Source organism: Acholeplasma sp. ORD1043 (assembly GCF_057808485.1).
This window is the reverse complement of sequence record NZ_JAQLOJ010000014.1, coordinates 1-12,373: the sequence shown is the minus strand read 5'-3', so window position 1 is coordinate 12,373 and position 12,373 is coordinate 1. Positions and strand designations below refer to the sequence as shown.

13 protein-coding genes are annotated in these 12,373 nt (G+C 31.2%); 3 read left to right on the top strand and 10 right to left on the bottom strand.

The features are described 5' to 3' along the window. Nucleotides 1-179: 179 nt before the first annotated feature. The 6 genes from PG914_RS05805 to PG914_RS05780 all read right to left on the bottom strand — a co-directional run bounded on the left by PG914_RS05805 (nucleotide 180) and on the right by PG914_RS05780 (nucleotide 6,358). Nucleotides 180-1,400, bottom strand: coding sequence for a helix-turn-helix domain-containing protein (locus tag PG914_RS05805; protein WP_488822769.1), 1,221 nt, complete (start codon nucleotides 1,398-1,400; stop codon nucleotides 180-182). Between the two features lie 84 nt (nucleotides 1,401-1,484). Further along, a complete protein-coding gene (gene nth, locus PG914_RS05800; RefSeq protein WP_488822768.1) occupies nucleotides 1,485-2,123 on the bottom strand; it encodes an endonuclease III in 639 nt (212 codons plus the stop codon). Continuing rightward, entirely contained in the window at nucleotides 2,120-2,734 is a 615-nt protein-coding gene (locus tag PG914_RS05795) for a DnaD domain protein (protein ID WP_488822767.1), read from the bottom strand. The genes nth and PG914_RS05795 overlap by 4 nt, the downstream gene beginning before the upstream one ends. Before the next feature lie 2 nt (nucleotides 2,735-2,736). Then, a complete protein-coding gene (gene rnc / locus PG914_RS05790; protein WP_488822766.1) occupies nucleotides 2,737-3,390 on the bottom strand; it encodes a ribonuclease III in 654 nt (217 codons plus the stop codon). Then, a complete protein-coding gene (gene plsX, locus PG914_RS05785; protein ID WP_488822765.1) occupies nucleotides 3,390-4,382 on the bottom strand; it encodes a phosphate acyltransferase PlsX in 993 nt (330 codons plus the stop codon). Before plsX ends, rnc begins: the two co-directional genes overlap by 1 nt. 29 nt (nucleotides 4,383-4,411) lie before the next feature. Beyond that, nucleotides 4,412-6,358, bottom strand: a complete 1,947-nt coding sequence (locus PG914_RS05780) for an ATP-dependent DNA helicase RecG (RefSeq protein ID WP_488822764.1) — start codon at nucleotides 6,356-6,358, stop codon at nucleotides 4,412-4,414. A 114-nt stretch (nucleotides 6,359-6,472) separates the two neighbouring features. Here PG914_RS05780 and PG914_RS05775 point away from each other — a divergent pair, with 114 nt between their 5' ends. The 3 genes from PG914_RS05775 to PG914_RS05765 all read left to right on the top strand — a co-directional run bounded on the left by PG914_RS05775 (nucleotide 6,473) and on the right by PG914_RS05765 (nucleotide 8,892). Continuing rightward, nucleotides 6,473-7,138, top strand: a complete 666-nt coding sequence (locus tag PG914_RS05775; protein ID WP_488822763.1) for an SOS response-associated peptidase — start codon at nucleotides 6,473-6,475, stop codon at nucleotides 7,136-7,138. Between the two features lie 156 nt (nucleotides 7,139-7,294). Further along, nucleotides 7,295-8,572 (top strand): Y-family DNA polymerase, encoded by a 1,278-nt coding sequence (locus tag PG914_RS05770; RefSeq protein WP_488822762.1) that lies wholly within the window; start codon nucleotides 7,295-7,297, stop codon nucleotides 8,570-8,572. Beyond that, on the top strand, nucleotides 8,569-8,892 hold the full coding sequence (locus PG914_RS05765) for a YolD-like family protein (RefSeq protein ID WP_488822761.1): 324 nt from the start codon (nucleotides 8,569-8,571) through the stop codon (nucleotides 8,890-8,892). The genes PG914_RS05770 and PG914_RS05765 overlap by 4 nt, the downstream gene beginning before the upstream one ends. 35 nt (nucleotides 8,893-8,927) lie before the next feature. Here PG914_RS05765 and PG914_RS05760 read toward each other — a convergent pair whose 3' ends face one another. The 4 genes from PG914_RS05760 to PG914_RS05745 form a co-directional block, all read right to left on the bottom strand. Next, the gene (locus tag PG914_RS05760) at nucleotides 8,928-9,653 is read right to left on the bottom strand and encodes a hypothetical protein (RefSeq protein ID WP_488822760.1); all 726 of its coding nucleotides are present in this window, start codon (nucleotides 9,651-9,653) and stop codon (nucleotides 8,928-8,930) included. 135 nt (nucleotides 9,654-9,788) lie between these two features. Next, nucleotides 9,789-10,187: an HNH endonuclease gene (locus PG914_RS05755; protein WP_488822759.1), complete on the bottom strand. Its 399-nt coding sequence runs from the start codon at nucleotides 10,185-10,187 to the stop codon at nucleotides 9,789-9,791. Nucleotides 10,188-10,364: 177 nt separating this feature from the next. Then, nucleotides 10,365-10,703: a hypothetical protein gene (locus PG914_RS05750; protein ID WP_488822758.1), complete on the bottom strand. Its 339-nt coding sequence runs from the start codon at nucleotides 10,701-10,703 to the stop codon at nucleotides 10,365-10,367. 3 nt (nucleotides 10,704-10,706) lie between these two features. After that, the gene (locus PG914_RS05745) at nucleotides 10,707-12,035 is read right to left on the bottom strand and encodes an AAA family ATPase (protein ID WP_488822757.1); all 1,329 of its coding nucleotides are present in this window, start codon (nucleotides 12,033-12,035) and stop codon (nucleotides 10,707-10,709) included. Nucleotides 12,036-12,373 lie beyond the last annotated feature (338 nt).

The following is a 12,373-nucleotide window of genomic DNA, read 5'->3' as shown; positions in this document are numbered from 1 at the left end:
TATAAAAAATTACGTTCTTTCATTATAAGTTTTATAAGCCCTAAAGTAGGCTATCACCTATAATGAATAGTTTAATGGTTTTGATGATTCCTGACATTTCTATACCTCCTATTCATTAGTTCTGATCAATCAAATATTCAATTGCTCCACTTTTAATTCTATCATAAGAATTTTCATTTTCAATCACGAAGTGTTGCTAAAGTGTTTATTTTATCAATGACCATCTCACAAAGTATTGTAGCGTCTTTATAATAACCTCCTTTTTTAAAGGTATTTACACCTTCTTCATACCAAAACATCAAGATATCTTTTGAGTCTGCAAGTTCATATTGTTTAAGTATTTTAATACGAATAAATTGATCCAAATGACTACTATTTTCAACATGTTTTAGTTTTAAATATTCAATAATTAGTCTTTCATGTGCGTTATTAGTATCTATTTTATGTTGTAGTAATGTTTTGATTTTCTCTTTCTTATTTAATCGATTTAAGATAATCGATGCTAAAAGATAAGTTCTTGAATTAGTAAAATGTATTTCTTCTAACAATTGTTCTGATTTATTAAATTCATTGGTGCGATATAAATAATTTATTAATAAATAGTTTCTTTGTTCTGCGGTAATATTTAATGATTTTTCTAATTCATTAAAAAGTTTTTTTTGATCGAAGAATTGTGTCATATACGATAAATATATAAATTTTATTTCATGCACTAAATGATAATACTCATGAGAAATCAATTCACTTAATATTTCATCATAATACATGGTGACATAAGGATGTTTATCCATTTTACAAGCTAGGATTATTTTCTTTGTTTCAATGAGCATCTTTAATTTAAAGTTAGTGCTTTCTGCTTCATTCATTCTTAATAGTGTGAAGGCATCTGAAAGCCTACCTTCATCTTCAAGTAGTGTTGCTGATAAATATAAATACAACGATAGTTCTAAATCATTCATGTTTTTAATGTATGGATTTAACTCAAAATAGGCTTTTTTAGCATCTAGATATTGTTCTAATAAAATTAAGGTAGCAAGATAAAATAGTTTAGAACGATAATCAAATCCTTTAAAATCTTCTTTACTAAATGCTTGTTTATTTTTGATAAATATTGCATCAATTAAATCGATGATTAATTGATCATTCTTATCAAACAGTTTATCTAGCGAGATTTCAAACTTTTGTTGGAATAACTCTAAATATTTGTCACTAGGAATGATTTGATTGTTTTCAACCTTTGAAAGATATGATATTGAACAGATACCTTCTGCACCCTCTTCTAAGGTGAGGCTCATTTTTCTTCGTTGATGGCGAATCATTGAACCAATATCTTCACCATGTTCAGGTAAATGTTTCCTCAATCCAATTTGGTGTTTAACATTAATTATATTTATATACATGTTGTGACTCCTTTTTATTTTTTATGTATGTTAAATGCGTCCAAATTTTGCCAATAAAAAAGTCGGAAAATATTCCGACAAATTTTAATCTATTCCTAATTTAAAGTACTGACATAAATCTTTCATTTTACATGTATGACAGTTTGGTTTCTTTGCAGTACAGTGATATCTTCCAAAGAAGATTAATTGATGATGAAGTTTATGCCAAGTTTCCTTGGGGAATAATTCATTTAACTTCATCTCAACTTTATAAGGATCATCCTTATCATCGGCAATCCCTAATCGTTTGGATATTCTTTGAATATGTGTATCAACTGCAAATGCAGGAATATTAAAAGCATTGGACAAGACCACGTTTGCAGTTTTTCTACCAACACCTGGAAGTGCTTCTAAATCTTCTCTATTACCTGGAACTTCTCCGTTATGCTTACTGACTAAAATTTGGGATAAGTTGATAATATGCTTCGCTTTCATCTTATAAAGTCCGATGGATTTGATGATATTTTCAACGTCCTCGATTTTAGCATTCGCCAGGTCATTTGGGGTTGGAAAACCCCTGAACAGCGGTTTTGACACCCTGTTTACTGCAATATCGGTAGTTTGAGCACTTAAAACAACTGCCACTAATAACTCAAATGTGTTAGAAAACACAAGTTCTGGACCCGCATTTGGGAAAAGCTCATCTAAATATTCAGAAAAGAAAATCGCTTGAGACTTCGTCATTTTATCGCCTTAAAGATTTCATCAATTGCACGATCAGCAGCTTCGTCTACAGGTTGAGCTTTTAGCTTTGTTTGAGTCAATGTACGTTCTAAGAATTTAACTGAGAATCGTCCAGAGTCTTGGTGTTCATTAATCTTAGAGATTATTAATTCATGTGTATATAAATTTTCTTCATACCAAGCACGAACCATTTCAAGTTCAAGTGCTGATAAGGTTCTGCCTAGTATTTGTTCTAGACGTTCAATGGTTTGTGAGATTAAAGTATCATATTTAGCTTTTTTAGCTTCTTTGATGTCACTGTCTAAAAGATTGGTTAGTTTTTCAAAAGTGCCACTTAAGTCGAAAACTTCGACTTGTTTTTCATTTCTTGTTTCTAATGAAAACGAGATAAATCCTTTAGTTGTTAATAGATCAACTGATTTAGCTAAATCATCTAAGGATAATTCGATTTTTTTAGCAATGGCAGACATTGAAAAGACTCTCTTTTTATACATCCCAAATAAAGTCTTTAAAACTACTAATTCATTTGGTGATAGTTTAAGTCTTTTACTTTCTTGAGTTAAAAGTCCGTCAATTTCAAGGACTTGTTTTTCATATAATCTTTGTAGCATGTCTACACATCCTTTACAACTTTAGATAGTGCTTCTTTAGCTGCTTTTTGTTGGGCCTCAGTTTTTGATGACCCAGTACCACTACCTAAAAGAATTTCATCTTCTAAAAATACATCCGCTTTAAAAGTAGGGTTATGTGATGGTCCACTAACCTTGACTGTGCGGTATGTTAAACTTTTGCGTTCAAGTTGAATGAATTCCTGCAATTGAGTTTTGTAGTCCTTTAGTGTTTCAACAAGTGGAAGATATGGTACCACCACTTTCTCAAACACTAAAAATGCAGTCTCTATACCTAAATCCAGATAGATTGCAGCAAAGATAGCCTCAAAGACGTCAGCAACTACACTTTGTTTAGCTCCTTGTTCGCCATTACCTAATTTGATATATTTTGAGAGTTCGATTTTTTCAGCAAAGAGAAACAATGCTTCTTCACGAACACTTTGAGCTCTCTTTTTTGTTAAGACACCTTGGTCTCTTAAATCATTTTTATATAAATAGTCACTCATAATAATTTGAATGACGGCATCACCTAAAAACTCTAAACGTTCATAATGCACTGTCCCATTCTCATGAGCGTATGAAGAATGGGTCAGTGCTTGAATATATAGTGCTTCATTCTTAGGTGTGATACCTAGTTTTTCGAATAAAGTCTTCATTATTTACTTCCTAGTGCGTTTTTTACTTTTCCTATAACATCTTTTTCTACCATGTCATTTGCTTGACGGATAGCATTGGTGAAGGCATATGCATTTGATGAACCATGCGCTTTGATGACTACTTTGTTTAAACCTACAAGTAATGCACCACCAATTTCATCTGGAGACATTGATTTTTTGAAATTCTTTAATGCTTTCTTCATGAAGAGTGCACCAATCATTGAGAAGAATCCTGATTTGATTTCACGCTTCAACATTTTACCCATTGCTTTAGCTGTACCCTCCATCGTTTTCATCACGATGTTAGCAGTAAAACCATCTGATAGTAATACTTGAGCATCAGAATCTAAGATTTCTTTTGGTTCTAAGTTGCCATAGAAATTAATTGCTTCATGGTTTGCTAATAGTTCGTATGCTTCTTTATCTAAATCACGACCTTTACCAACTTCAGTACCGATGTTAATTAAGGCTACTTTTGGATCTTTTACACCATAAACTTCTCTTAAGGCAACACTTGTAAAAATTGCATTACCTAACATATGTTCTGGTTTTGTATTGATATTTCCACCAGCGTCTAATAAATAGGTAGGTTTACCTTCTAGTGATGGAATAAGTGGTGCAATTGCACAACGCTCAAACCCTTCTAGAGGTTTAATAATAAATTGTGAACCAAAGACTAAAACCTGTGTTGGACCAGCAGAAATTAACGCATCTGCCTTACCTTCTTTAACAGCATACATAGCTGCAATCATTGAATAATCTTTTTTACGTAGCGTATCAATACCGATCTCTTTGACACCCATGTCAAAGTAATTAGGTACATCAACCACAGTTAATCTTTCATGTTCTTTTAAATATGGAGCCATGATCTCTTTATTACCAAAAAGTAAGACTTCAATATTAGGATATTGATTTAAAGCAGTAAGGGTTCCTTGAACAATTTCTTTTGGAGCAAAATCTCCACCCATACCGTCGATTGCTAAACGTATCATAACTTCATTCCTCTTTTCTACTAAATTGATTATATCACTATATTTGTTATTCTCTTTTTTAAATACGGGTACTTATCTAATTTTTTTAAGTAATACTTAGCATCATTTTTCATTTCAATTAAAATCTTTAAGTCGCTTGAAAAATCTAAATAGTTAAATTTAACTTGTCCACTTTGTAGAACACCTGAAAATATGCCTGGTCCACGAAGTTTTAAGTCATACTCAGAAAGTAAGAAACCATCCGTTGTTTGTTCAAAGAAATTAAGACGTTCTGAGTCTTGTTTTTCTGAAACAATATAGCATGTGCCTGGTTTTTCTCCTCGGCCAATTCTGCCTCTTAATTGATGCAGTTGTGAGAGGCCAAAGGCATCTGCACCAACAATTAACATGGTGGTAGCATTTTTTACATCAATACCAACTTCAATAATGGTTGTTGAAAGTAAAATACCTTTTTTATTTTCAATGAAACGACTCATCACAAGTTCAATATCATCACTACTCATCTTTCCATGAATAACATAAAAGTCTTGTTCATTAAAGAAAGGTGATAGTTTAGCATAAAGACTTTCAACGGAGTCTTTATCTTTACTTTCTAAGATAGCTGGTGCCACAATGAAACTTTGTTCATCTTTACTTTGAGTATCTTTTAGAATTCTAATAATTTCTTCATAGTTTCTTTCTTTTAAGAAGATTGTCTTTGTTATCTTTTGAAATGTTGGACGCATCTTAATTGATGAAACTTCTAGATCACCAAAGAAGGTTAATGATAAACTTCTTGGAATAGGGGTTGCTGTTAAATAAATTAAATCGCCCGTGATACTCTTTTGAATTAAACTATCTCTAAGTTCTACCCCAAATTTATGCTGTTCATCAATGATAACTAAACCTAAGTTATTAAATCTAGTTAGAGGCATCCCTAAAACATGAGTACCGATAATCATTTGATATTTACCATCTAAAATATCTTTTTGAATATCTTTCTTATCTTTTAGAGAAGACGTTAATGAACATGACTTAAACTCCGGAAATAATTTACTGAAATTCTCATAGTGTTGACGAGCCAGTATTTCAGTTGGTGCCATCATAGCAACCTGATAACCAGCAGTCATCATTCCAATAGCACCTAAAAATGAAACAATAGTTTTACCAGAACCAACATCCCCTTGAATCAAACGGTAACTTGATTCTGTCTTTTTAAAATCCTTATAGATATCATTGACTGCTTCTTGTTGGTTAAAGGTTAATTGGAAAGGTAGTCCATCAATGATGTCTCTAACCATATCAATCTTATATGGAATTGGTTGTCTTTCGTTCTTAGGATTAAGGGTAAATAAATAACTTAATTGATGATTAAATGCCTCTTCTCTTTTAAAACGAAGAAATGCATCTTTAATATCTTGTTCATGTTTTGGAAAGTGTGCCTTATAGATTGCTTGCTTACGTTCTAAAAGATGATATTTACTAATTAACTCTCTAGGCAATGTTTCATAAATCTGATCTTGATCCTCATTAAAGATTGCCTCCAAGATTTTAGATACTTGGGTATCTGTGATGCCTTCTAACATGTAAACTGGTTTAATTTCAGGAACTTCTTTTCGTTCTGTAATGTAGTTTACATTCAGTTCTCTGGTAAATAAATTAAACTTCCCTTGAACTAAAACTTTATCTTGTTCTTTCAGTGTTTTACCTAAATATTCTCTACCATAAATTAAAAGTTTAATGGTTTGTCCATCAACATCAATATAGGTAGTCGTTAATACAGCCTTTTTCTTAATTGTAACAACCGGGCCAGAAATGATTCCTTGAACTGTAACAATTTCACCATGTTTTAATTCATCAAAACTTGCTAAGGCGAAGTTTTGATATTTCTTTGGTAAATAAGAAACAAGGTCATATGTATTCCATATGCCTTGACGTTTTAATTTTCTAGCTGTAGTTTCTCCCACACCGTGGATGTTAATCAATTCAATTCCCATACCTTGATTATAGCACTAAACTTCCTTTATTTTGTTAGTAGTTCACATCTAAAATAAGACATATAGTCTTATGAATATTTTAAATAGTGATAAGATAATCTTGAGGTGATTATAATGTGTGGCCGTTTTACGATTACTGTAACTTTTGATGAACTCCAAGCGTATGTTTCAAAAAAGTATGAAATTGAAAAGTTTGAGACAAATTTTAACTTACCTAATTATAATGTTGCCCCTAGTATGGATATCATCTCAATTCTTCATGATGGTAAAAAATATCGCATTGGATTATTGAAATGGGGCTTTGTTCCATCATTTAATCCGGATGATAAATTAGGCTTTATTAATGCTAAAGCTGAAACTATTTTTGAAAAGCCTTCCTTTAAGAAGGCCGTTTTGCATCAGCGATGCGTCGTTTTAGCAGATGGATATTATGAGTGGAGTCAAGATGATACAAAACAACCCTATCGTATAACAACTGATCAAAAACTATTTGCTATGGCTGCTGTTTGGAACACTGTGCAAACAAGTGACGGTAAGAAACTTCATACCGTGGCAGTAATCACTACTAAAGCCAATAAAGTCACTGAAGAAATCCATGAAAGAATGCCGGTTATTTTAACACCTGAGACTGAAAAGATTTGGTTAAATCCTAGATACATTGACCCCAATGATATTAGATCAGTACTTAGACCTTATCAAGGAACAATACATATGTATAAGGTTTCAAAACGTGTGGGTTCTCCCACCGTTAACGATATTGATTTAATCGAAGAAATGTAAATGCTTTTTATGTAATTATAAAATTAAATCCGACTTAATTTGTTGGTTATGCCGTTTTAGGTGTAACCATTTTTTATGTTTTTCCTTTCATGTTTTTTCAGTGTCTTACATCAAAAAAATGGTTATATAATAAGTTCCCAAAGGAGGACCCATGAAATGGAAAACATGAAAGACTACCAAATTAATCGCACCATATTTTGTATCGACTTGAAGTCTTTTTATGCTTCTGTTGAATGTGTCCTTCGTGGACTAGATCCATTCACTACACCTTTAGTTGTTGCTGATAAAGGACGTGGTGGTGGTTCTATCGTTTTAGCAGTAACCCCTTATTTAAAATCTAAAGGAATTCCCTCACGTTGCCGTATTTTTGAAATTCCTGAGAATTTAGATATTATCTTTGCTAAACCTCGTATGGCAACCTATATGGAGTACTCTGAAAAAGTTATTGAAACTTATTTAGAGTTTGTCTCTTTCGATGATATTTACGTTTATTCAATTGATGAATCTTTCTTAGATGTCACCTTCTACCTTAAACGTTATAATCTAACCGCTAGAGAACTTGCTCAAAAGATTTTAAAAAGAATTTTAGATAAGTTAGGATTATATGCTACTTGTGGCATTGGACCTAACATGTTAATGAGTAAGTTTGCTTTAGATATCGAATCTAAAAAAAGTCCTGATTATATTGGAGAGTGGTCATATCTTGATGTTCCTACTAAACTTTGGCCAATTACACCACTTTCTGAAATTTGGGGCATTGGTTCACGCATGGAATCCAATTTAAACGAGCTTGGTATCTATTCTGTATATGATTTAGCCCACTATGACAAAGCACGCTTAAAACAAGTATTTGGCGTCATTGGCGAAGAGTTATACTATCATGCTCACGGTATTGATATGAGTTTAATTCAAGATAAATGGAAACTTCGCTCAAAAGCTAAATCATTTAGTGCCAATCAAGTCTTATTTAGAGATTACATGGCAGATGAAATTCTAACCATTATTTTAGAGATGGTAGATGAAGTTACGAGACGTCTTAGAATCCATCAAAAGAAATGTAAGACAATTCATCTATCAGTTGGTTACTCCAAACATTTTAATGGTGGCTTTTCAAGACAGATTACATTAGATCAAGCAACCCATAATGAAACAACCATTTATCAAGCTTGTCTAGACCTTTTTGACAGGTTCTATCTTGGTTATCCAATTCGAGTGGTTGGCATTTCATTAGGCGGTTTACAAGAATCTGACAACTTCTATCAATACTCTATTTTTGAAGATTCAGTATCATTAGAAAAAGAAACTAAACTCCAAGCGACTATTGATTCAATTAAGCATCGTTTTGGTAAAAATGCAGCACTACGTGGTTCAGCATTAAAAGCTGAATCAACCATTATTGCAAGAAATGGTATGATTGGAGGTCACAATAAATGAGTTATATTGATCGTGGCATCATTAAGTGGCAACCATTCGATGGTTTAGCAGGATTCTCGGAAATACTTGCTAGAATTAAGTATAACCAAGGTAAAATCCCTAAACCAGTCCTACTTGATGATAAGATTGATGAAATCAATCACGCATTAGAGGATGCCGTATCAAACAATAAACCCATTCAAATTAAACATTATGAAGATGGTTATATTTATCCATATGAAGGCTATATTGCAAAGGTTGATGTGATTAAACAATTGATTGTTCTAACCAATAAAGAAAAGTTTATGATGGAAAATATTGTTGATTTATACTGTATATAAAAGAAAATGCACCTTTAATAGGTGCATTTTATGTGTTATCTTAATTTTTCAATGCCGTCTTTAGCAGCTTGTTTAATCTTAGCAGTAAATGATTTTACAATATCATCACGATATACAGAATCTGAATACTGTAACCAATCATATCTTTCTTCCTCAATTAATTCTTCAAAGAGTTTTCTGTATTTAGGATCTTTTCGATTAACTAGATACTTAAGTATGCTATATGAAACCCAGTATCGCTTTTCTTCTTCTTTTTTACCGACCCATTCTTTTGGAATAAAGTTTTCTTTTTTAAATAAGCGGTAAATAACTTCTGTTAATGCTAAAACTTTTTGTTTATCTAACATTTTAATAAATTTTTCAAATGCTGGAGTCATTTTCATTTGGAATAACTTATTATAAGCATCTAAGTATTCTGATGCGTTCATCTTAGCAATTGTTTCAAATAGATATTCGATATAAATTTCATCTTGAGCAGAACTATACTGTGTATTAACAAAGTTATTATAAGTATTAACTATATATGGAATTGCACTGCTTAATTCATGTTTACCAAGTGCACTTAAAATATAGATTTTATGGTAGTAATTAGTCATTTGAGAGACATACAGTAAAACGACTTGAACGACCTCATCATTAGCTATTTTTTTGAATGGTGAAACATCATAAAATTGGAATTTCAATTTGGCTTTAAACTTCTTGATTGCTTTGTTTAAAGCATCCAGGACTTTTTGATCCGGGTTATTCTTTTTATCAAACATATGTATCACCTACAACGCTTCTCATCATGTATATTTTTTATGACATATTGATTATATATCTTTTTAAGATATTTACAACTAAATAGGAATAAAAAATAGGGCTACTCAAATGAGTGCCCCATTTCTAAGTACAAATTAAAAATGTTTATTTGTCGCGGCCTTCCAATCAATTCTTTTACCAGTTTGTTGATTAATAATACCGTATCCTCTATAGCCATCTACCGTCATTTTACAACGATATACTGCATATGTAACTCCATCTATCACAAATACATTGTGATCACCTTTTGCTTGATTATTCTCCCAATGCATCGGTTCAAGATTATTATTATCATCAGTGCCCCCTAACTTTATGGGAAGGATATGATCAATTGTCCAACCAAAATTATAGTTACCATCTTTATAACTACGCATGGTTTTAAAATCACCATAATCCATTTTATACATTAAAGACCCAAAACAATCAGCAACAAGAACTTGATTTCCATAGATAGATTCCCAAAATTTAAATGCATTTTCTTTATTAATTTTCATTTAATACCCCTGCATCAAAAAGATAGTAGATATTTGATGCCTTTTTTAATGAATTCGTATCTTTTTGTAACCATATTAGTAATTCATCCCTTGTTAACCCTAAAGTTAGGCCTCTAGTTAGTACGATAAAATCAGCAATTCTATCTGCATAACTATTGGAAAAATCCTCTGCCTTTCTTATTTTATGCTTATTTTATTTGAACATTCAATAGTGTCGGTCTTGTATTCAATTTTAGAATTTGGAATCTCAATAATTGAAGATTCATTGATGAAACATCCATCAACATCAGCTATATGAATAATTCTTTCTAAATCATTTAATCGCAATTTATAAACATTCAATTCATTTTCAATTCGATTTATCAGTTTAGTTTCAGGGCTTTTATCAGCAACTACATCTGCATTCATAACTAAAAATCTAATTGATTTATCTACTCCAAAATAATGTTTAATAATAATATCTAAAGAGATTTCTTCACTATCTCCCTCAACGACGAACATCCAAACTTTTTTCATAATTTACACCTTAGAAAAAGCTCTTCTAATTTCTGCTTGATCGCAGGCTTTATATACCTCTTCTTTTTGACCACCAAGTTGAATTGTGCGATAATACACATCTCGTAAATTATGATTATTTTTAATATTTGTAAATTGAATATATCTATTATCTGGATTTGTTGTTGTGAACCAAACATCTTTAGTATCTAGCACTTCTAATGCTCTAAGATTGTGAGACGTAAATACGAATTGGCCTTTACTTCCTTGTTTAACAACTTGAAGTAGTTCACCTAATAGATACTCAAATATAGATGAATCAAATTCATCAATAATTACAATAACATCTTCTTGATTATACATATGAATTAAACATGCTATATAACTGACTAAACTTTTTACACCATCAGATTCAAACGAATAAGGAAATTCCATGCCATCTCTACTTGCCAAAAAATCAAACTCATATATTTCTTCCAATGGATTCGGAATCCTTTTTTCGTTCTTAATTTGAAATTGAAAGTTTGGAATCAGTTGAGATACGACTTGATTAACAGATGTTATGCCATTTTTTAAACTTTGTAATGTATTTGAGTTACTTTGATTCTTATAGCCACTAAAAATATTCTCTGTATAAACTCTATTGCCCTCATTATCATTAATTAGTAAACTGATTGGATGTTCAAGTCCTACAGCAGACATGACAGAACGAGCATGATCAATGATTAAAAATTTTGTTTTTGCATACTCAGGTATGATGTTAATAATCTCTTTAAAATTTTCATCTTTCAAATTGTCATTGAGTAAACTCTTTGATTCATCATTAAAGAAAAAACTTTGAAATTCATTTCTCGACTTCTGAATGTTAACAAGATAACTTACAATCGTGTTTCTATTTACACCAAAATCGACGTTTCTATTTAACGGATTAAATACTTGTTCTTTTTGAACAGTCTCTTCAGAATAATACACTTTTGATTTTTTATTAGTTAATACATCAGTATAAGTTAACGTTTCTTCAATCTTACCAAGCTTAGAGAATTTAACAGTATAACCTACTAAAAGTTGATAATTGTCACCATGAATTGTTAACTCGACATCAATTGCACTTGATAAAGTATTGACAGTACACAGATATAAAGCTGGTGCAATTGAAACTCCAGCAAATAAAAGTTGAATTATTCTAAAACCATTAACGATTGTTGTTTTCCCAGATCCATTTTGGCCATAAATCCCAAGAATGTTATTTCTAATTTCCGCTTCAGGATTATAATCAGGAAATACAATTTTACCTTCTTTAACATTCTTAATGTTTTTAATATTAATACTTTTAAATCTTACTATCGGTTTCATATTTCTACCCCATATTAAAATATATTATTTTTGTGTACATGCACAATTATACAACATTTTTATGTAAAGTGAAACATTTTGTAACGTTTTATAACATTTTTATTTAATTTATGTTTAAATATCACAAATAAATTTATACGATATAATAAAAAATAGGGCTACTCAAATGAGTGCCCTATTTTGAATAAATAATGTAATTAAGCAGGTAATTCTTCAAACTCTACATTAAAGTTTCTAAAATGTACAGTTGTTAAAATATCTTCTTCAGCTGCTTGTTGTAAACCAGCACGATTAGTTGTTAATGAACCAAACCAGAATTGGAACGCTTTATTTAATTG